The sequence below is a fragment of the Pseudomonas flavescens genome (genome assembly GCF_013408425.1).
Lineage (GTDB): Bacteria > Pseudomonadota > Gammaproteobacteria > Pseudomonadales > Pseudomonadaceae > Aquipseudomonas > Aquipseudomonas fulva_A.
This window is the reverse complement of the sequence record NZ_JACBYV010000001.1, coordinates 1,403,661-1,423,911: the sequence shown is the minus strand read 5'-3', so window position 1 is coordinate 1,423,911 and position 20,251 is coordinate 1,403,661. Positions and strand designations below refer to the sequence as shown.

Sequence of the window (20,251 nt, the reverse complement as noted above, 5' to 3'; positions counted from 1 at the left end):
GGTCACCGGTATTCGAATCGACGCCAAGGATAACGCTTCATGCAGGGCCATGGGCCAGTGTCGACAACCTCGCGAGCGTTTCTGCAGAGCCTCTCGACAAAGCCTGCGACTGAGATTATTGTCCGCCCAGGCCACCGCAGTGGTCTACGTCGCTCGGACGGTTCCGGGCGCTTACGTTCTTCGAGGAAAGCATGGCTGACCAAGCTCCGCGCCGCTTTGCGCGCATCGATCGTCTCCCCCCTTACGTATTCAACATCACCGCTGAACTGAAGATGGCCGCTCGCCGCCGTGGCGAGGACATCATCGACCTGAGCATGGGCAACCCCGATGGCGCGACACCGCCGCATATCGTGGAAAAGCTGGTGCAGGTCGCTCAGCGTGAAGACACCCATGGTTACTCCACCTCCCGTGGCATTCCGCGCCTGCGCCGGGCGATCTCGCGCTGGTATCAGGACCGCTATCAGGTCGACATCGATCCGGAAAGCGAAGCCATCGTCACCATCGGTTCCAAGGAAGGCCTGGCGCATCTGATGCTGGCCACCCTGGATCATGGCGATACCGTGCTGGTGCCCAACCCCAGCTACCCGATTCATATCTACGGTGCAGTGATCGCCGGGGCCCAGGTGCGCTCGGTGCCGCTGGTGCCAGGGGTGGACTTCTTCATCGAGCTGGAGCGGGCGATCCGCGAGAGCATCCCCAAGCCGAAGATGATGATTCTGGGCTTCCCCTCCAACCCCACCGCGCAATGCGTGGAGCTGGACTTCTTCGAGCGTGTGGTGGCCCTGGCCAAGCAGTACAACGTACTGGTGATCCACGACCTGGCGTATGCCGACATCGTCTATGACGGCTGGAAAGCCCCATCGATCATGCAGGTACCAGGCGCCAAGGACATCGCCGTGGAGTTCTTCACGCTCTCCAAGAGCTACAACATGGCTGGCTGGCGAATCGGCTTCATGGTCGGCAACCCCGAGCTGGTCAACGCCCTGGGGCGGATCAAGAGCTACCACGACTACGGCACCTTCACACCGCTGCAGGTGGCGGCCATCGCCGCGCTCGAAGGGGACCAGCAGTGCGTGCGTGATATCGCCGAGCAGTATCGCCAGCGCCGCAACGTGCTGGTCAAGGGCCTGCACGAGCTGGGCTGGATGGTCGAGAACCCCAAGGCCTCGATGTACGTGTGGGCGAAGATCCCCGAGGCCTACGCCCAGCTTGGCTCTCTGGAGTTCGCCAAGAAGCTGCTGGCCGAAGCCAAGGTCTGCGTGTCACCGGGCATCGGTTTCGGTGATTACGGCGACGACCACGTGCGCTTCGCACTGATCGAGAATCAGGATCGTATCCGTCAGGCCGTACGTGGCATCAAGTCGATGTTCCGGGCCGATGGGCTGATCGAGGCGCCTGCCGCGAAAACGCCGCGCAAGGCCAGCGAAGCCAGCTGACAGCCATGGCGCGGCACCGCAAGGGTGCCGCGCCGCGTTATGATCGGCGCTCACCCCGCAGACGAGCGCGCCATGCAGGACCTCGGCAACTACCCCCACATTCGCCAGTCGGCCATCCGTTCGCTGTTCGAGATCTTCGAGCAATCCAGCGAAGGCACCATCATCGTCGACCGCGACGCCCGTATCGTCTGGATGAACGAGCGCTACGCACAGCGCTTCGGCCTGCATGGTGCCAGCGAAGCGATCGGCCGGCCCTGCGAAAGCGTGATTCCCGGCAGCCTGCTGCGCGATGTGGTGAAGAGCGGCCGGCCGATCCTGCTGGACATGATGGACACGCCACGGGAACCTCTGGTGGTGATGCGCCTGCCCATCCGTGACGATGCCGGCGAGGTGATCGGCGCCATCGGCTTCGCGCTGTTCGACGAGCTGCAATCGCTGTCACCGTTGCTGGCCCGCTACCAGGCGATGCAGCAGGAACTGGCCTCCACCCGCTCGCAACTCAAGTCCCGCCAGGCCAAGTACAGCTTCGCCCATTTCATCGGTACCAGCGCCCGCAGCCTGGAAGTCAAACGCCTGGCCAGGCGCAGCGCGACCAGCGATTCCGCGGTGTTGCTGCTGGGCGAGACCGGTACCGGCAAGGAACTGCTGGCTCACGCGATTCACAATGCTTCGCCGCGGGCCAGCAAACCCTTCGTCAGCCTGAATACGGCGGCGATTCCGGAAACCCTGCTCGAAGCGGAATTCTTCGGCACGGCACCCGGCGCCTTCACCGGGGCCGACCGCAAGGGCCGGGCTGGCAAGCTGCAGATCGCCCACGGGGGCACGCTGTTTCTCGACGAAATCGGCGACATGCCGCTGCCGCTGCAGAGCAAGCTGCTGCGGGTGTTGCAGGAGAAGGAGTTCGAGCCTGTGGGTTCCAACGAGGTGCTGCGCAGCGATGTAAGGCTGATCGCCGCCACCTCCATCGACCTGGAGGCGGCGGTGCGCAAAGGCACCTTCCGCGCCGACCTGTACTACCGACTCAACGTGCTGACCATCGCCGTGCCGCCACTGCGCCAACGCCTGGAAGACCTGCCGGCGCTCTGCGAGGCGATCTTCGATGCGCTGCAGGGACGCCACGAGCTGCACCCCGAGGCCATGGCCCTGCTCGCTCGTCATGCGTGGCCCGGCAACGTCCGGGAACTGCACAACGTGCTGGAACGCGCCTGCCTGCTCAGCGATGAGACGCTGCTCGATCGTGCTGCGGTGGCAACGGCGATCGGAACGCTGCAGGCGTTGCCCGAAACGGCCGATGCGCCTGCGGATAACGGTCAGATCGAAGACTTCCATCAGGCCCGGGCGAACTTCGAGCGCGAGCTGATTCGCAAGGCGCTGGTCGCTACCGCGGGTGATGTACCGCAGGCTGCGCAGCGCCTGGGCCTGGGCCGCTCCACCCTGTACCGGAAAATGCTCGAACTGGGCCTTTCGTCCTGATTTCGGGACCAATCCCGATTTTGGGACAGTCGCGTGAAGCAGGCCAGGAAGGCGCAACGTCCGATTTTCATCCCGAAAATGGGACTGACAGCAGGCAACGCACCTTAGCAAAAAATAAAGTATTTTAAATTCAACAACTTATAAACCTGGCATAGAACTCGCTATGAGTCAGCCGCGGGCCCACCCGCCGCCGACAACAAAAACAAAAGCGCCCACAGCGCCTGTGCGAGTTACTCGAAGGCTACGGCAGCCTCTCGATTCGCCGTGCTGCAGGGTCAGGAGATAGACGATGAGTGTCATCATCGCCCTCGCTGCACTGGCTCTACTGATGCTGGCTGCCTACCGTGGCTACAGCGTCATCCTCTTCGCTCCCATCGCCGCGCTCGGTGCCGTGCTGCTCACCGATCCCAGCGCCGTGGCGCCCGCCTTCACCGGGGTGTTCATGGAGAAGATGGTTGGCTTCATCAAACTCTATTTTCCGGTATTCCTGCTCGGCGCCGTATTCGGCAAGCTGATCGAGCTGTCCGGGTTCTCGCGTTCCATCGTGGCGGCCGCCATCCGCCTGTTCGGCACCGGCCAGGCGATGCTGGTGATCGTACTGGTCTGTGCCCTGCTGACCTACGGTGGCGTGTCGTTGTTCGTGGTGGTGTTCGCGGTTTACCCCTTCGCGGCGGAGATGTTCCGCCAGAGCAACATTCCCAAGCGGCTGATTCCCGCCACCATCGCCCTAGGCGCATTCAGCTTCACCATGGACGCCCTGCCCGGCACCCCGCAGATCCAGAACATCATTCCCACCACCTTCTTCAATACCACCGCCTGGGCCGCACCCTGGCTGGGGCTGATCGGCAGCCTGTTCGTACTCGGTGTCGGCATGCTCTATCTGCGCCGCCAGCTGGGCAAGGCCTTGCGGGCTGGCGAGGGCTACGGCACCGAGCTGCGCAACGAGCCGGAAACCCCGGACGACATCAAGCTGCCCAGCCCATGGTTGGCCATCGCGCCGCTGATTCTGGTGGGCGTGGCCAACCTGCTGTTCACCCACTGGATTCCGGAGTTCTATGGCAAGACCCACAGCCTGCAACTGGCCGGCATGGCGGCTCCGCTGCAGACCGATGTCAGCAAGCTGACCGCCATCTGGGCGGTGCAGGCGGCGCTGCTACTGGGCATCGTGCTGGTGCTGGTCAGCGCCTTCGGGGTGATTCGCGAGAAGCTCGCCGAAGGCACCAAGAGCGCGGTGGGTGGCTCGCTGCTGGCGGCGATGAACACTGCCTCGGAGTATGGCTTCGGCGCGGTGATCGCATCGCTGCCGGGTTTCCTGATCCTCGCCGACGCGCTCAAGGGCATCCCTGATCCACTGGTCAATGAAGCGGTCACGGTGACCCTGCTGGCGGGCATCACCGGCTCGGCGTCAGGGGGCATGAGTATCGCCCTGGCGGCCATGTCCGACAGCTTCATCGCCGCCGCCAACGCCGCCAACATCCCGCTGGAAGTCATGCACCGCGTCGCCTCCATGGCCAGCGGCGGCATGGATACGCTGCCCCACAACGGCGCGGTGATCACCCTGCTGGCGGTCACCGGGCTGACCCACCGCGAAGCTTACAAGGACATTTTCGGCATAACGATCATCAAGACCCTGGCAGTGTTTTTCGTCATTGGCGTCTTCTACAGCACCGGCATCGTCTAATTTTCATGAGGCGCGCGGTGCTGACAAGGAACCGCGCGCATGAGGAGTTCGTATGAATCTGCAAGGCAAGACCGCACTGGTCACCGGCTCCACCAGCGGCATCGGTCTGGGCATCGCGCTGGTGCTGGCCGAAGCCGGTGCCGATCTGGTACTCAACGGTTTCGGCGACGCCCAGGCGGCCATCGATGCCGTGGCGGCGTTCGGCGGCAAGGTCGGCCACCACCCGGCGGATGTCTCGGATCCACAGCAGATCGAGGCGCTGATCGCCTACACCGAGCAGGAGTTCGGCGCCGTCGACATCCTGGTCAACAACGCTGGCATCCAGCACGTCTCGCCCGTGGAGACCTTCGCCCCGGAACGCTGGGACGCGATCATCGCGATCAATCTCTCCTCGGCCTTCCACACCACCCGCTTGACCCTGCCCGGTATGCGCAAACGCAACTGGGGTCGCATCATCAATATCGCGTCGGCCCACGGCCTGGCGGCCTCGCCCGGCAAGAGCGCTTACGTCGCGGCCAAGCACGGGCTGATCGGCCTGAGCAAATCCGTGGCCCTGGAAACCGCCACCACCGGCATCACCTGCAACGCCATCTGCCCTGGCTGGGTACTGACGCCCCTGGTGCAAGCACAGATCGATGCGCGCGCGGCAGAGAGCGGCGACATCGAAGGCGAGCGGCGCAATCTGCTGGCCGAAAAGCAGCCGTCACTGGAGTTCGTGACGCCCAAGCAGCTCGGCGAGCTGGCACTGTTTCTATGCAGCGATGCAGCCGCCCAGGTGCGCGGTGCGGCCTGGAACATGGATGGCGGCTGGCTGGCACAATAGATGGAAACCGGCAGGGCCGAACGCCCCTGCCCACGAATAAAAAAGTAGTGAGGTAACCCAATGCAGCAACCGCTCTGGACGCCCACGGCCGAACGCATCAGCGCCACACGCATGGACGCCTTCCGCCGCTTCGTCAACAGCCGCCACGGCCTCGCCCTGGCCGACTACACGGCGCTGCACGCCTGGAGCGTGAGCGAGCGCGAAGCGTTCTGGCAGGCCATCGTCGATGTCTTCGACATTCGCTTCAGCCAGCAACCGCAGGCAGTAGTCGAAGAAGGTCCGGCCATGCCCAGCGCTCACTGGTTCCCGGGCGCCACGCTGAACTTCGCCGAGCATCTGCTGCGCCGCCGCGACGAGCACCCGGCCATCGTCGCCATCGGCGAAGACGGCAGCCGAGAGCAACTCACCTACGCGCAACTCGCCGCCCATGTCGCTGGCTTGCAGCGCAGCTTGCAAGAAGCCGGCGTGGGCATTGGTGATCGGGTCGCGGCCTTTATGCCCAACACCTGGCAAACCCTGGTCGGCATGCTCGCCACCGCCAGCCTGGGCGCCACCTGGTCGAGCTGCTCGCCGGACTTCGGTACCCAGGGGGTGATCGATCGCTTCGGCCAGATCGAGCCCAAGGTACTGATCGCCTGCGCGGGTTATCGCTACGCCGGCAAGAACCTCGACCTGACCGACAAGCTCAACGAAATCCTTTCGCAGCTCCCCAGCCTGCAGCAGTTGGTGATAGTGCCCTACGCCAACCCGGACACCCAGCCGGGCGACTTCCAGACCCAGGCCAATGTCGAGCGCTGGGAGGACTTCTATCGCGCCGAGGGCGAACCGCAGTTCACCCCCGTGCCCTTCGAGCACCCGCTGTACATCCTCTACTCCAGCGGCACCACCGGGGTACCCAAGTGCATCGTCCATGGTGCCGGGGGCACCCTGCTGCAGCACGTCAAGGAGCTGGGTCTGCACAGCGACCTGACGGCGGACGACACGCTGTTCTACTACACCACCTGCGGCTGGATGATGTGGAACTGGCTGGTCTCCGGGCTGGCGCTGGGCGCCACGCTGGTGCTGTATGACGGCTCGCCGTTTCACCCGGATGCCAACCGCCTGATCGACCTGATCGATGCCGAGGACATCAGTATTTTCGGTACCAGCGCCAAGTTCATCGCGGCGCTGGAAAAAGCCGGCGCCAAACCGCGCGGAAGCCACCGCCTGCAGCGCCTGAAGGCAATACTCTCCACAGGCTCACCGCTGGCCCACGAGAGCTTCGATTACGTGTATCGCGACATCAAGGCCGATGTCTGCCTGTCATCCATCTCCGGCGGCACGGATATCGTCTCCTGCTTCGCCTTGGGCAATCCGGTTTCGCCTGTGTACCGCGGCGAGATCCAGTGCAAGGGGCTGGGCATGGACGTGCAGGTGTGGGATGACGCCGGCAAGCCGGTGATCGGCGAGAAAGGCGAGCTGGTCTGCGCCAAGCACTTCACCTCCATGCCGGTGGGCTTCTGGAACGACGCCGACGGCGAGAAGTTTCGCAGCGCCTATTTCGAGACCTTCCCGGGCGTTTGGGCCCATGGCGATTACGCAGAGGAAACGCCCCATGGCGGGCTGATCATTCATGGTCGCTCGGATGCCGTGCTGAATCCCGGGGGCGTACGCATCGGTACCGCCGAGATCTATCGCCAGGTGGAGAAGATCGAGCAGGTACTGGAGTCCATCGCCATCGGCCAGCAATGGGACGGCGACGTGCGCGTGGTGCTGTTCGTGCGCCTGCGCGACGGCGTGACGCTCGACGATGCGCTGCAGAAACGGATCTGCCAGGTGATCCGCGCCAACACCACGCCGCGCCATGTACCCGCACGCATCGTCGCGGTGGCGGACATTCCGCGCACCATCAGCGGCAAGATCGTCGAACTGGCGGTACGCAACGTGGTGCACGGCCAGCCCGTGAAGAATACCGACGCCCTGGCCAACCCGCAGGCGCTGGAGCTCTACCGCAACCTGCCGCAACTGCAAGGCTGAATGAGCCCGACTCCCGACCCTGAGGGTCGGGAGACTTCCCGACGACCGTTGTGGGCGCGCAGCGACCGAGTCGACCCGTGCAGTGCCGAACAATGGGTCGAACGCCGCGTGAGCACCTGAAATGTTTCACGGATATCCACTCGAACAGCTTCTATACTCGCGACATACCGCCCAGGAATGTCCGTGTTGCGCCTGATCGCCTGCCTGCTGTCCTTGCTGCTGCCTTGCTCGCTAGCTGCCGAGCTGCGCGATATCCAGCTCTACATGCCGGACGCGCCACCATTGGCCCTGCAGGGCGACAACGGTAATGGCATCACCGGTGACATCGCCATCATGGCGCTGCAGCGCGCTGGCTATAACCCGCTGGTCGAGAATGCCCCATGGCTGCGCGCACAAAAGCGCACGCAGGAATCGCGCGACGTGATGATCGTCCCCCTTTCGCGCACTCCCGAGCGGGAAGAACACTTCACCTGGGTGGCCAATATCCAGCCCCTGTATCGCGCCTTCTTCACCCTCGACAACCCGGTCGCCAGCCTGGAGGAAGCCCGCCAGCGTTACCGAATGATTGCCGTCGGCCTCGGCTCCGCGCAAGAGGAACTGCTCAGAAGCAACGGCTTCACCGACGACCAGCTCTATGTCCTCAAGCTCGGTGACAGGCCGATCCAGCTGGTCAGACGAGGACGGGTCGACGCCTGGTTCACCACCGTACTGGAAGGCCGCCACCAGTGGGACAGCGGCCCCGAGCTGGCGATGAGCGCGCCGCTGGCACCGCTGGACATGTACATCGCCTGCTCGCTGCAATGCGACCCGCAACTGGTCAGATCCGTGCATGATGCCTTGGAGAGCATGCGCAGCGACGGCATCCTGCAGCGCATCACCGAGCGCTACGTGCCGAAGCGCTAGGGTGATCATCGATTGCCGCCTGGCGAATTTTCTGCTGGACTGCCCTGCCACCCTGCACGAGAACTCAGCATGACTTCCTACCAGGCGCTGTTCGCCATCGGCGAACGTTTCGATGCCTTCGTCAGCCGCGGATTGCCCGCCGAGATCGCTGCCGTGCAACGCGCACAAGGGCAGCTCAATGGCGAAGGTGCCCTGAGCGCTGACACCCGCCAGCGGCTGGAGGCCGTGGTAGGTCGCTATCACTTGCTGGCCGCTGGCGAGATGTGGTGCCCGGACTGCCAGCTCAACCTCACGGCCATGGACCACCTGCAGCGTTTGCAGCCCCGCGTGGCACTGGCGATCGTCTCCAAGGGCCGTGCCGAGCACGCGTTGAAGGAGCGCCTGAATCTGGAGCGCATGCAGATTCCGCTGGTGGTGATCCTGGACGAAGGCTTCGAGCCCATCGGCCGCTTCGTCGAACAGCCGCAGGCGGTCATATCCGGCGGGGAAGCGAGCACCCCTGACTACCGTGCCGGGCGGTACCTGGAAAGCACGCTGGATGACCTGCTGACGATCATCGAAAGCCACGAGAAGCGCAGCCGCCGCTGAGCGGTCGGCAGGCGACTCATTCAGCACCGGCCAACGCAAGCACCAGGCTCAGATGCCGTGGCGGCCGGGATCCTCGGGCGGCGTATCCACCTCGATGTCTTCCAGCTTCAGTTCCAGCCCCCAGTCGGCAGGTTCGGCAGTTTTCGGCGGGCTTGCCTCAGCCGGTGGCGCGGCCTGCGCCACCGGCACTGGAGCGGCCGGGGTCTCACGATAGAGCTTGAGCTTGAGGCGAACGTTGTTCGCCGAGTCGGCGTTCTTGACCGCCTCTTCTTCGTCGATGGCCCCTTCGTTCACCAGTTCGATCAACGCCTGATCGAAGGTCTGCATGCCGAGATTCCTGGATTTCTCCATGATTTCCTTGATCTCGGCAAACTCGTTGCGCTTGATCAGATCGCGAATGGTCGGCGTGCCGAGCAGCACTTCGACGGCCGCCCGGCGCTTGCCGTCGGTGGTCTTGACCAGACGCTGGGAGACGAAGGCCTTGAGGTTGTTGCCCAGATCGTTGAGCAACTGCGGCCGACGATCCTCGGGGAAGAAATTGATGATCCGGTCCAGCGCCTGATTGGCGTTGTTGGCATGCAGGGTGGAGATCGCCAGGTGCCCGGTGTCGGCGAATGCGAGCGCGTGCTCCATGGTTTCGCGGTCACGGATTTCGCCGATCAGAATCACGTCCGGCGCCTGGCGCAGGGTGTTCTTCAGCGCCGCATGGAAGCTGCGGGTATCCACACCGACCTCGCGCTGGTTGATGATCGACTTCTTGTGCCGGTGCACGTATTCCACCGGATCCTCGATGGTGATGATATGCCCGCCGCTGTTGCGATTGCGGTAATCGATCAGGGCCGCCAGCGAAGTCGACTTGCCCGAGCCGGTGCCACCGACGAACAGCACCAGGCCGCGCTTTTCCATCACGGTCTTGAGCAGCACCTCGGGCAGTTTCAGGTCCTCGAAGCGAGGGATGTCGAGCTTGATGTTGCGGGCGACGATGGACACTTCATTGCGCTGTTTGAAGATGTTGATGCGGAAGCGCCCGACGCCGTTGAGGGAGATCGCCAGGTTCATTTCCAGCTCGCGCTCGAACTCTTCCTTCTGCGCACCATCCATGATGGCATCGGCGATGTCGGCCACTGCCCCGGCCTTCAGCGGCTCGCTGCTCAATGCCTTGAGCACGCCATTGAACTTGGCGCAGGGCGGCGCCCCGGTCGACAGATACAGATCGGACCCGTCCTGGCTGGAGAGGATTTTCAGCATTGCTTGGAGGTCCATGGGGCAGTATTCCTGTCGGCTAACTGGAGTCTTTTGACCTTAGGCCAAGATGGGTCGATGTACCGCTCAGGAGAAGCCGGAAAATCGACGTCACGCTGATGACGCGGCAAATACTGGCACAATACGCGCCCGGTAAAATGAGGAACCTGTCATGGCAAAGGCAATGGCCCGCCACATTCTGGTCAAGACCGAAGCGGAAGCTGCCGGCCTGAAAAAACGCATCGCAGCAGGCGAGGCATTCGATGTGCTGGCGCGCAAGCATTCCACCTGCCCATCGGGAAAAAAAGGCGGCGATCTGGGCGAAGTACGACCCGGTCAGATGGTGCGAGCCATCGATCAGGTGATCTTCAAGAAACCGCTGCGCGAAGTTCACGGCCCGATCAAGAGCCAGTTCGGCTATCACCTGGTACAGGTGTTCTACCGCGACTGACGTGCCTATCTATGTATAGGTGAAAACGGTCTAGAGGAAATCCATCGCGACTGGGTGCCACCTGCCGGCCAAGCTGGCAGGATGCAGGGCAACCACCCAAGAAAAGGAGATGGAAGGATGAGTTTTGGTCCCCTGGTCAGCAGCGAATGGCTCGCCCGCGAGGGCGATGCTGAAGACGTGGTGCTCTTCGATGCCAGCACCTACCTGCCCAATGAACCGAAGAACGGCCACGAGGAGTACCTCAAGGCGCATATACCCGGCGCGCGCTTCTTCGATATCGACGCCTTTTCCGACCCCGACACACCACTGCCCCATACCGTGCCATCCCAGGGCCGCTTCGCCCGCCTGATCGGCGCGCAGGGCGTAGACAACAGCAGTCGCGTGGTGGTTTACGATCAGAAAGGGCTGTTCTCCGCCGCCCGTGCCTGGTGGCTGTTTCGCTACTTCGGTCACGAGCGGGTCGCCGTGCTCGATGGCGGGCTGCCCAAATGGCTGGCCGAAGGCCGCCCCAGCGAAACAGGCGAACCGGCCAACGCCACTCAGCGAGTCTTCGAGACCAACGTGCATACTCGCAGGCTAAAGGGCCTGGGCGACGTACTCGAAGCCATCGATCATCAGGACACCCTGATTCTCGACGCTCGCGCTGCCAACCGTTTCGATGGCAGTACCGCAGAAGCCCGCCCGGGGGTTGCCTCTGGCCATATCCCGGGCAGCCACAACCTGCCCTACAGCCGGCTGTTGCGCAGTGACCACACCCTGCTGCCAGCCGACGCGCTGCGTGCACTGTTCGCCGAGGCCGGCGTCGATGGCAAAAAACCGGTGATCACCAGTTGCGGTAGCGGCGTAACGGCCGCGGTATTGCTGCTAGGTCTGGAAATTGCCGGCCTGCCGGAAGCCGCACTGTATGACGGCTCCTGGACAGAATGGGGCAGCCGCCAGGACACGCCCAAAGCGACTGGCGTGGTCTGAAGAAGCCTGGCGCGCGTGTATCCCCGAGGAAGATGCGCGCCAGCGCTGACCTGAACCCGTGCCGATCTGATCGTCTCCCATTCCCGTTTGAATGTGCTTGGCCAATGGAAGACATCGGCCATCACGCGCCGATTGATCGGCACGGCAGGGTTGAGGAACGTCACGCCCAAGAACATCAGGGCAGTACGTTGAAAAGGGTGGACTGCGCACATCCATGTGCAGATAACCCCCATCGAACATTCCCTCGAACAGTCCAGGCACTGACACGCCGGTGACTCAGTCCCGGCTAAACCACCAGACGCATCGCATTGCGTGCCTGGGGAAATCTTCTCCAAGGGACGAGCCCGACGCAAATGAACTAGTGTCAAATCGCGTGATAATTAATTTAAAAAAACCTCTTATGTAATTGATAAAAATGGATTTATCTACGATTTTTCGGTGATTCGAGAGCCTGTAAATCACCTGAGAACTGAAGAACATCCCCTTCGTTGCGATGCATTGGGCGGGCGACACTGTTGCAGGACAGACACTGCCGGCACGAAAAGCATCTAAAAGATGCGATATGTTGGAAAAATCGATTGAAAACCATTCTTTAGACACTGATCACGAGCCGCTTTCCCAACAGGACGTTCGGCCGCTCAGTCACCCGAAAAGAAGCATGATAAAACTAGAAAATACTTCATATAAAACACTCAAATATATGATTTATATAGATTTAAAATCGCAAACAAAAAAGCAAGATCAGCGGAAATAAATCAAAACAGCTATAACGATATCCATTCAAATTCTTTTGAAGAATAAGCCTTTGCTCGTATAACCCTGGTGAACAGGACGCGAAACGAGCACGCCATGCCCTGCACCATCCGATCTCTTCCTGCATCTTCGCTGTACGCCCAACAACTGTTGGCTCAGCAACAGTTGCACAACACTAGGTTGTGCAGAGAAACACCTGCCACTCTCACCAGCTGCCTCAAGGCTCCGCAATCCGTGGTCAATGCTGCTGGTACAGCTCTTGCTGTCTGCATGTGCCGCCCTCTTCACGGGGCCCTGTCACAGGACGCGTACATGATTGCTCGCCGCACCACCCCCAGGACCCAACGCAGGCCGTCAGCGGTCTCGCCCCATGCCTCCCGGCACCAGCACCGATGCCCGCCCCGCCATGAGCAGGAGGCTGCCCGATGAATGTCTTCTGGTTTCTGCCGACCCATGGCGATGGTCACTTTCTCGGTACCAGTCAGGGCGCACGCCCGGTAAGCCTCAACTACCTCAAGCAGATCGCCCAGGCAGCCGACGGCCTGGGCTATTACGGCGTGCTGATTCCAACCGGTCGCTCCTGCGAAGACTCATGGGTGGTCGCCTCGGCCCTGGCACCCATGACGGAGCGCCTGCGCTATCTGGTCGCGATCCGCCCCGGGATCATTTCGCCCACTGTCTCGGCGCGCATGACCGCGACCCTCGATCGTCTATCGGGCGGGCGCCTGCTGATCAACGTCGTCACTGGCGGAGACCCGGATGAGAATCGCGGCGACGGCATTCACCTGAGCCATGCCGAGCGCTACGAAGTCACCGACGAATTCCTGCGTATCTGGCGTCGCGTGCTGCAAGGGGAAGCCGTGGATTTCGACGGCAAGCACCTCAAGGTCGATAACGCCAAAGCCCTCTATCCACCGCTGCAACGCCCTTACCCACCGCTGTACTTCGGCGGCTCGTCGGAGGCCGCCCACGAACTGGCCGCCGAGCAGCTCGACGTCTACCTGACATGGGGCGAACCACCGGCCGCGGTGGCCGAGAAAATCGCCGACGTGCGGGCCCGCGCCGCCAAGCATGGCCGCACCCTGAAATTCGGTATTCGCCTGCACGTGATCGTGCGGGAAACGGCGGAAGAAGCCTGGGCGGCTGCAGATCGCCTGATCGAACACATCTCGGACGAAACCATCGAGGCCGCGCAGAAGTCTTTCGCGCGTTTCGATTCCGAAGGCCAGCGGCGCATGGCCGCCTTGCATGGCGGGCGCCGCGACAGCCTGGAGATCGCCCCCAATCTCTGGGCGGGCGTCGGCCTGGTGCGTGGCGGCGCCGGCACTGCGCTGGTCGGTGATCCGCAGCAGGTGGCGGCTCGCATCAAGGAGTACGCCGATCTCGGCATCGACAGCTTCATTTTCTCGGGCTACCCCCACCTCGAGGAAGCCTACCGCTTCGCCGAGCTGGTCTTTCCCCTTCTACCAGAGCCCTATGCCAGCCTCGCCGGCCGTGGCATCACCAATCTCACTGGCCCATTCGGCGAAATGATCGCCAACGACGTGCTGCCCAGTACCCAGACCGCGAGGACCAACGCGTGAGCGCCCATCATAAAACTGCAGTTATCAGCCCACTGCAAACCGCGCGAAAGCTGGCGGCCGACTTTGCCGAAACCGCTGTCGAGCGCGACGAAGCCGGTGGTACGCCAAAAGCCGAACGCGACGCCATCCGCCAGAGCGGCCTGCTCGCGCTCAGCATCCCCACTCAGTTCGGCGGCCTGGGTGCCAGCTGGACCGAGACCCTGGGGGTGGTGCGTGAATTCGCCAAGGTCGACAGCTCCATCGCCCATGTCTTCGGCTTCCAGCACCTGATGCTGGCGACCGTGCGCCTGTTCTCCCGCCCGGAACAATGGCAACCCTGGTACGAGCAGACCGCGCGCAAGAACTGGTTCTGGGGCAACGCCCTGAACCCGCTGGACACCCGAACCATCGTCAAGAAGTTCGACGGCTGGCGCGAGTTCTCCGGCAAGAAGAGCTTCTGCTCGGGAGCCACCGACTCGGAAATGCTGATCGCTTCGGCCGTCGACGAGAGTGCCGGGGGCAAACTGCTGATCGCAGCTATCCCCAGTGGCCGTACCGGCATCACCCTGCATGACGACTGGAACAACATGGGCCAGCGGCAGACCGACAGCGGCAGCGCGACCTTCGAGCGGGTGCGCGTCGAAGAAGAGGAGCTGCTGCTCGATCCGGGCCCGCTGAGTACACCGTTCGCCTGTCTCCGGCCACTGATCGCGCAATTGCACTTCTCGCACATCTTTCTCGGCATCGCCGAAGGTGCTCTGGAGGACGCACGCCATTACACCCTCAAGGAGGGTCGCCCGTGGTTCAGATCCAAGGCTCAGCACACCAGCGAGGACCCGTACATCCTGCGCCACTACGGTGAATTCTGGGTTGGCCTGGAAGGCGTACGCCTGCTGGTCGAACGGGCCGCCGCGCAGCTCGACGAGGCCTGGAGCAAGGAGCATGCGCTGAGCGCCGAAGAACGCGCCCGACTGGCCATTTCCATATCCACTGCCAAGGTGGCGGCCAGCCGTACCGGCCTGGATATCTGCAACCGCCTGTTCGAAGTCACCGGCGCTCGCGCCACCCATGCCTCGCTGCGCCTCGATAGACACTGGCGCAACCTGCGCACGCAAACCCTGCACGACCCCGTGGACTACAAGATCCAGGAACTGGGCGACTGGGCTCTCAACCAGACACGCCCCACGCCAACCTTCTACTCATAGGGATAACCATGCAGCTGCTGACGCTTCCTCCCTCCCCCGCACTGGCTACCTCGATTCGGGCAACCGCTCAGGTTTTCGAAGACCCAAAATCGCAGGCGCTGCTCGCCCACTTGCAACAGGTCGCACCCAGCGAGGCAAGCGTCCTGATAATCGGCGAAACCGGTACCGGGAAGGAACTGGTCGCGCGGCACATCCACAACCTCAGCGGCCGGCGCAACGGGCCGTTCATGGCGGTCAACTGCGGCGCCTTCTCCGAGTCGCTGGTCGAGGCCGAATTGTTCGGCCACGAAAAGGGGGCCTTCACCGGCGCCCTGGCCGCCAAGGCCGGCTGGTTCGAGGAGGCCAACGGCGGCACCCTGTTCCTCGACGAGATCGGTGACTTGCCGATGCCCATCCAGGTGAAGCTGCTGCGCGTTCTGCAGGAGCGCGAGGTGGTACGCCTGGGCTCACGCAAAAGCATTCCAATCAACGTCAGGGTGCTGGCGGCCACCAACGTGCAGTTGGAAAAGGCCATCAACGCCGGGCATTTCCGCGAGGATCTGTACTACCGCCTGAATGTCGTCAGCCTGCAACTGCACCCGCTGCGCGAGCGCCCTGGTGACATCCTGCCGCTGACCCGGCACTTCATCACGGCCTACAGCAATCGCCTCGGCTATGGCGAGGTGCGTCTGACCCACGAGGCTCAAACCAAGCTGGTCAATTACAGCTGGCCCGGCAACATCCGTGAGCTGGAGAACGTCATCCACCATACGCTGCTGATCTGCCGCGCCGGGGTGATCGAGCACGACGACCTGCGCCTGTCGAACATGCGTATCGAGCGCCAGGACGGCGCACCACCGGTCGACGAGTCCGCCGATGCCCTGCTGCAGCGCGCGTTCCAGCGGCTGTTCGAGGAGCAGAGCGGCGCCCTGCACGAGAAGGTCGAAGACAGCCTGCTAAGGGCCGCCTACCGTTTCAGCCATTACAACCAGGTACACACCGCCAGCCTGCTTGGGCTGACGCGCAACGTCACCCGGGCCAGGCTGATCGCGATTGGCGAGCTGGTGGTCAACAAACGAAAACCTGCGCAAAGTTCGCAGGGCAACCGGGTCATCAACCTGTCGATCTGACGAACGATGACCATGCCGAGCATGCGATAGAAGAAGGCTGAATCGCCTTCCCCCACGATCGCGTAAAGGATGCATTTCATGAGCCTGGACATATTCTGGTTTCTTCCCACCTCCGGTGACACCCGCTATCTGGGCCACTCCGGGAGCGGCCGCCCCGCCACCAACGCCTACATGAGGCAGATCGCCGTGGCCGCCGATCAGCTTGGCTACGATGGCCTGCTGATCCCAACCGGCGCCAGCTGTCTCGATCCCTGGGTCACGGCGGCAAGTCTGGTGCCGGTGACCCAGCGCATCAAACTGCTGGTGGCGCTGCGTACCTCCTTGGGCAACCCCACCGCCTCGGCCCGCCAGGCGGCCAGCCTCGATCAGGCCAGCGGCGGTCGGCTGCTGCTCAACGTGGTGCCAGGCGGCGACGCCACCGAGCTGGAAGCGGACGGTGTGTTTCTCGATCATGACCAGCGCTACGAGGCTTCAGACGAGTTTCTCGGCATCTGGCGCCAACTGCTGCAAGGCGAGACCGTCGACTTCGATGGCAAGCATCTCAAGGTACGCGGTGCGCAGAACTTCTTCGCGCCGGTACAGACGCCCTACCCGCCCCTGTACTTCGGCGGCTCGTCACCGGCAGCCCACGACCTGGCAGCCAAGCATGTCGACGCCTACCTGACCTGGGGCGAGCCGCCAGCGGCAGTGGCCGAGAAGATTGCCGACGTGCGTGCCCGTGCAGCGGCCTACGGCCGCACCGTGCGCGTCGGCGTACGCCTGCACGTGATCGTGCGCGAGACCGACGCCGCTGCCTGGGCGGCCGCCGACGAGCTGATCAGCCATCTGGACGATGAAACCATCGCCGCCGCGCAGACCAACTACGCCAAGATGGATTCCGAAGGTCAGCGGCGCATGGCGGCCCTGCACGGCGGCCAGCGCGACAAGCTGGAGGTGGCGCCCAACCTGTGGGCTGGCGTTGGACTGGTACGCGGCGGTGCCGGCACTGCGCTGGTCGGCGACCCGCAAACGGTAGCGGCGCGTCTTCAGGAATATGCCGACCTCGGCGTCGACAGCTTCGTGCTCTCCGGCTACCCGCATCTGGAAGAGGCCTACCGCTTCGCCGAACTGGTGTTCCCACTGCTGCCAGGCAAGGGCAAGGTCACCGTCGAGGGTGCTTTCACCGGCGGCGCCTTCGACATTCGTGCTGGCCAAAAGAACGACAACGCAGCCTGATCCGCCCCACGTTCGAATAGCCGTGGGCAGCAGCAGTGAGCCGCGGCCGTCGCGCCCACACGGCCCAAACCCGCACTCCGCTTGCCGGGGCGAGCATCAGGCCGCCCCACTGCTCACAGTTGAGGCGAACATCGCTGTCGCGTGGTCTGCCACCATTCAGATCGCATGAGCCAGGTGCAGCTCGGTCAGCGCCTCGGCTTTCAGCCGCGACAGCTCTCCATCACGGCGGTCACGAGGACGTGGCAGGTTGACGATCAGTTCTTGCCGAATACCGCTGGGGCGATTGCCCATCACCAGTACCCGGTCACTGAGATACAGCGCCTCATCCACGTCGTGGGTCACCACCAGGAGGGCGATGGCATGGTGTTCGGCAAGCTCGAGCAGCAGATCCTGCAGTTTCATTCGGGTGAAGGCATCCACTGCACTGAAGGGTTCGTCGAGCAGCAATACCCGTGGCCGCGAATAGAGCCCGCGAGCCAGGGCGACGCGCTGCGCCATGCCGCCGGAGAGCGCTTTGGGCAGCGCGCTGGCGAAACCCTCCAGGCCCACTTCGGCGATCAGTTGTGCCACTCGCCCACGGTCGTAGTCGCGGTCGTCGGCAAAGCCGATGTTCTGCTCCACCGTGAGCCAGGGCATCAACCGCGGCTCCTGAAACACGAAAGAGACGGCGCCACCCTGCTCGCCGAGCAGCACGCGGCCGGTGTACTCACGCTCCAGGCCTGCGACGATGCGCAGCAAGGTGCTCTTGCCGCAGCCACTGGGGCCCAGCAGGCTGACGATCTCCCGCTCGCGCAGGGATAAAGCGACGTTCTGCAGCACGGTCACGCCAGCGAAGCTCTTGCGCTCCACACGGATATCCAGCAATGACGCAGCCATCTCAAACCTCCTTGCCCGTGAATGCGTCACGCCAACCCAGCAAACGCTGCTCCAGCTTGGCCAGCAGGCCGTCGCTGAGCTTGCCGAGCAAGGCCAGGACGATGATCGAGGCCAGGACGATGTCCGGCCGCGAGGTTTCCCGGCCATCGGTGAGCAGGTAACCGAGCCCCTTGGTGGCGGCGATCAGTTCGGCGGCGACCAGAAACATCCAGGCCAGGCTGAGCCCGCTGCGCAAGCCGGTCATCAGCCCGGGCAACGCAGCCGGCAGAAGAATGCGCGAGACCAGGCGACGCGAGCTGAAGCCATACATCTGGCCCACCTCGACCAGCTTGCGATCGATGTTGCGGATGGCCGCGACGCCGTTGACGTAAACCGGAAAGAACGCGCCGATGGCGATCAGAACGACCTTGGAGGTCTCGTCGATGCCCAGCCAGAGCAACAGCAGCGGTACCCAGGCCAGGCTGGGAATCGCCCGCAGCCCCGCGAAGGTGGGCTCCAGATAGGCTTCCGCCTCACGGCTCAGGCCCACCCAGGCGGCCACCAGCAGGGCCAGCCCGGCGCCGATGGCGAAACCGGCGAATACCCGCGCCAGGCTGGCGCCGATATGCCCCCACAGCGGCCCTTCGGCCAGCTCGTGCAGGGTCAGCACGATCTCGCTGGGGGCCGGCATCTGATAGGACGGAATCCAGCCGATGCGCACCACGATTTCCAGAAACACGATCAGCAGCAGCGGGATGACCAATCCCTTGGCGCGCCGACGCCAGGCACTGGCATCGAACCCCGGTTTCCATGGGGAACTGCGCAAAGCCGGCAGCGACTTGCTCTTGATTGTCATGAAAGACTCCGGTGTCGAAGCGAGATGAACGCAGCGCGGGCCACAGCTAACAGAGGCCCGCGCTGCAACCACGCCTATTTGGCGGCGATGGCCTGCTTGCCGAACGATGGCTCGATGAGTGCGTCCACCACGGCGTTCACGTCGGTACCACGGCGTACCAGTTGCTCTTCGAGCAGGATGGGTGCGGCAGCCTTGAGCGCTGCGATATGCTCAGGGCCGGGCTGGGCGTTGCTGAAGTCGGTGCGCTGCAGTTGCAGCTTGGCCACTTCCAGCGGCAGCTTGGCTTCTTCGGAGAGAATCTTGGCGAGTTCCTCGGGGTTGGCGCGGGCCCATTCACGGGCCTTTTCATAGGCGGCCAGCACTTTGTCGATGGCCTGCGGATGCTCCTTGGCGAAGGTCTCGGTGACGCTCACCACGCCGTAGCTGTTGAAGTCGAGGTTGCGATAGAGAATGCGCGAGCCAGCCTGCAGCTGGCTGGCAGCGATCAGCGGGTCGAGACCGGCCCAGGCATCGACGTCACCCTTTTCCAGGGCAGTGCGGCCGTCCGGGTGCTGCAGATGCACCAGCTCCACGTCGTTCTTGTCGAGGCCGACGGTGGCTAGGCTGCGCAAGGTGAACAGGAACGGATCGGTGCCTTTGGTGGCCGCGATCTTCTTGCCTTTCAAATCCTCCAGGGTCTTGATCGGCGAGTCCTTGCCGACCACCAGTGCGGTCCACTCCGGGCGGCTGGCGACGTAAACGGTCTTGATCGGGCTGCCATTGGCACGGCTCAGCACTGCGGCCAATCCTGCGGTGGAGCCGAAATCCACACCGCCGCTGTTCAGGTACTCGAGAGAGCGGTTGCTGCCCTGGCTGAACACCCAACTCACCTTGGTATCGGGGCCTACGCTCTCCTCCAGCCAGCCAAAGCGCTTGAGCACCAGGCTGGTCGGTGAGTAGTAGGCGTAGTCGAGCTTCAGTTCCTTGGGCAGCTCTGCCGCCTGCAACGGCGCAGACAGCGTGAAAGCGGTAGCGGCTAAGGCCAGCAGCCGTACGAACGAATTGGCGACACGGGATTGGCGCATGGAATGCTCCTGACAGGGACAGAAGCGGAACGACAGCCGACGCCGCCGAG

The 20,251-nt window shown here is 63.3% G+C and carries 17 protein-coding genes; 13 read left to right on the top strand and 4 right to left on the bottom strand.

Annotated elements, in window-relative coordinates; all coding sequences use genetic code 11:
* The first annotated feature begins 191 nt into the window (after positions 1-191).
* The 7 genes from alaC to FHR27_RS06205 all read left to right on the top strand — a co-directional run bounded on the left by alaC (position 192) and on the right by FHR27_RS06205 (position 8,920).
* Positions 192-1,436, top strand: coding sequence for an alanine transaminase (alaC, locus tag FHR27_RS06235; RefSeq protein ID WP_042553674.1), 1,245 nt, complete (start codon positions 192-194; stop codon positions 1,434-1,436).
* 72 nt (positions 1,437-1,508) lie between these two features.
* Positions 1,509-2,909, top strand: a complete 1,401-nt coding sequence (locus FHR27_RS06230) for a sigma-54 interaction domain-containing protein (RefSeq protein ID WP_042553826.1) — start codon at positions 1,509-1,511, stop codon at positions 2,907-2,909.
* 289 nt (positions 2,910-3,198) lie between these two features.
* Positions 3,199-4,590, top strand: coding sequence for a GntP family permease (locus FHR27_RS06225; RefSeq protein WP_042553675.1), 1,392 nt, complete (start codon positions 3,199-3,201; stop codon positions 4,588-4,590).
* A gap of 52 nt (positions 4,591-4,642) precedes the next feature.
* Positions 4,643-5,413 (top strand): 3-hydroxybutyrate dehydrogenase, encoded by a 771-nt coding sequence (locus FHR27_RS06220; protein WP_179538084.1) that lies wholly within the window; start codon positions 4,643-4,645, stop codon positions 5,411-5,413.
* Positions 5,414-5,473: 60 nt separating this feature from the next.
* Positions 5,474-7,429, top strand: coding sequence for an acetoacetate--CoA ligase (locus tag FHR27_RS06215; protein WP_179538083.1), 1,956 nt, complete (start codon positions 5,474-5,476; stop codon positions 7,427-7,429).
* Between the two features lie 183 nt (positions 7,430-7,612).
* Entirely contained in the window at positions 7,613-8,332 is a 720-nt protein-coding gene (locus FHR27_RS06210; RefSeq protein WP_231570151.1) for a substrate-binding periplasmic protein, read from the top strand.
* 69 nt (positions 8,333-8,401) lie between these two features.
* Positions 8,402-8,920, top strand: coding sequence for a thioredoxin family protein (locus tag FHR27_RS06205; RefSeq protein WP_179538082.1), 519 nt, complete (start codon positions 8,402-8,404; stop codon positions 8,918-8,920).
* A 48-nt stretch (positions 8,921-8,968) separates the two neighbouring features.
* Here the strand turns inward: FHR27_RS06205 and FHR27_RS06200 are convergent, their stop codons facing one another.
* On the bottom strand, positions 8,969-10,183 hold the full coding sequence (locus tag FHR27_RS06200; protein ID WP_179538081.1) for a PilT/PilU family type 4a pilus ATPase: 1,215 nt from the start codon (positions 10,181-10,183) through the stop codon (positions 8,969-8,971).
* A gap of 151 nt (positions 10,184-10,334) precedes the next feature.
* Here FHR27_RS06200 and FHR27_RS06195 point away from each other — a divergent pair, with 151 nt between their 5' ends.
* From FHR27_RS06195 to ssuD (FHR27_RS06170), 6 genes are all read left to right on the top strand, one after another.
* Positions 10,335-10,613 carry a peptidylprolyl isomerase gene (locus FHR27_RS06195; protein WP_042553680.1) on the top strand — a complete coding sequence of 93 codons (279 nt, stop codon included), beginning with the start codon at positions 10,335-10,337 and terminating at the stop codon, positions 10,611-10,613.
* Positions 10,614-10,730: 117 nt separating this feature from the next.
* Positions 10,731-11,582 (top strand): 3-mercaptopyruvate sulfurtransferase, encoded by an 852-nt coding sequence (sseA, locus tag FHR27_RS06190; protein WP_179538080.1) that lies wholly within the window; start codon positions 10,731-10,733, stop codon positions 11,580-11,582.
* A gap of 1,178 nt (positions 11,583-12,760) precedes the next feature.
* Positions 12,761-13,918, top strand: a complete 1,158-nt coding sequence (ssuD, locus tag FHR27_RS06185) for an FMNH2-dependent alkanesulfonate monooxygenase (RefSeq protein WP_179538079.1) — start codon at positions 12,761-12,763, stop codon at positions 13,916-13,918.
* Positions 13,915-15,102: an acyl-CoA dehydrogenase family protein gene (locus FHR27_RS06180; protein WP_042553683.1), complete on the top strand. Its 1,188-nt coding sequence runs from the start codon at positions 13,915-13,917 to the stop codon at positions 15,100-15,102. The genes ssuD (FHR27_RS06185) and FHR27_RS06180 overlap by 4 nt, the downstream gene beginning before the upstream one ends.
* Before the next feature lie 8 nt (positions 15,103-15,110).
* Positions 15,111-16,211 (top strand): sigma-54 interaction domain-containing protein, encoded by a 1,101-nt coding sequence (locus tag FHR27_RS06175; RefSeq protein WP_042553684.1) that lies wholly within the window; start codon positions 15,111-15,113, stop codon positions 16,209-16,211.
* 78 nt (positions 16,212-16,289) lie between these two features.
* Positions 16,290-17,426 (top strand): FMNH2-dependent alkanesulfonate monooxygenase, encoded by a 1,137-nt coding sequence (ssuD, locus tag FHR27_RS06170; protein ID WP_179538078.1) that lies wholly within the window; start codon positions 16,290-16,292, stop codon positions 17,424-17,426.
* Positions 17,427-17,582: 156 nt separating this feature from the next.
* On the opposite strand, the gene FHR27_RS06165 is transcribed toward ssuD (FHR27_RS06170), so the two are convergent.
* From FHR27_RS06165 to FHR27_RS06155, 3 genes are all read right to left on the bottom strand, one after another.
* Positions 17,583-18,302 carry an ABC transporter ATP-binding protein gene (locus FHR27_RS06165; RefSeq protein ID WP_179538077.1) on the bottom strand — a complete coding sequence of 240 codons (720 nt, stop codon included), beginning with the start codon at positions 18,300-18,302 and terminating at the stop codon, positions 17,583-17,585.
* 1 nt (position 18,303) lies between these two features.
* Positions 18,304-19,137, bottom strand: coding sequence for an ABC transporter permease (locus FHR27_RS06160; protein WP_042553688.1), 834 nt, complete (start codon positions 19,135-19,137; stop codon positions 18,304-18,306).
* Between the two features lie 74 nt (positions 19,138-19,211).
* On the bottom strand, positions 19,212-20,201 hold the full coding sequence (locus FHR27_RS06155) for an aliphatic sulfonate ABC transporter substrate-binding protein (RefSeq protein WP_179538076.1): 990 nt from the start codon (positions 20,199-20,201) through the stop codon (positions 19,212-19,214).
* Positions 20,202-20,251: the final 50 nt, after the last annotated feature.

Coding starts and splice junctions, on each gene's coding strand:
- alaC (WP_042553674.1), top strand. CDS start 192: ATGGCTGACCAAGCTCCGCGCCGCTTTGCGCGCATCGATCGTCTCCCC.
- FHR27_RS06230 (WP_042553826.1), top strand. CDS start 1,509: ATGCAGGACCTCGGCAACTACCCCCACATTCGCCAGTCGGCCATCCGT.
- FHR27_RS06225 (WP_042553675.1), top strand. CDS start 3,199: ATGAGTGTCATCATCGCCCTCGCTGCACTGGCTCTACTGATGCTGGCT.
- FHR27_RS06220 (WP_179538084.1), top strand. CDS start 4,643: ATGAATCTGCAAGGCAAGACCGCACTGGTCACCGGCTCCACCAGCGGC.
- FHR27_RS06215 (WP_179538083.1), top strand. CDS start 5,474: ATGCAGCAACCGCTCTGGACGCCCACGGCCGAACGCATCAGCGCCACA.
- FHR27_RS06205 (WP_179538082.1), top strand. CDS start 8,402: ATGACTTCCTACCAGGCGCTGTTCGCCATCGGCGAACGTTTCGATGCC.
- FHR27_RS06200 (WP_179538081.1), bottom strand. CDS start 10,183: ATGGACCTCCAAGCAATGCTGAAAATCCTCTCCAGCCAGGACGGGTCC.
- FHR27_RS06195 (WP_042553680.1), top strand. CDS start 10,335: ATGGCAAAGGCAATGGCCCGCCACATTCTGGTCAAGACCGAAGCGGAA.
- sseA (WP_179538080.1), top strand. CDS start 10,731: ATGAGTTTTGGTCCCCTGGTCAGCAGCGAATGGCTCGCCCGCGAGGGC.
- ssuD (WP_179538079.1), top strand. CDS start 12,761: ATGAATGTCTTCTGGTTTCTGCCGACCCATGGCGATGGTCACTTTCTC.
- FHR27_RS06175 (WP_042553684.1), top strand. CDS start 15,111: ATGCAGCTGCTGACGCTTCCTCCCTCCCCCGCACTGGCTACCTCGATT.
- ssuD (WP_179538078.1), top strand. CDS start 16,290: ATGAGCCTGGACATATTCTGGTTTCTTCCCACCTCCGGTGACACCCGC.
- FHR27_RS06165 (WP_179538077.1), bottom strand. CDS start 18,302: ATGGCTGCGTCATTGCTGGATATCCGTGTGGAGCGCAAGAGCTTCGCT.
- FHR27_RS06160 (WP_042553688.1), bottom strand. CDS start 19,137: ATGACAATCAAGAGCAAGTCGCTGCCGGCTTTGCGCAGTTCCCCATGG.
- FHR27_RS06155 (WP_179538076.1), bottom strand. CDS start 20,201: ATGCGCCAATCCCGTGTCGCCAATTCGTTCGTACGGCTGCTGGCCTTA.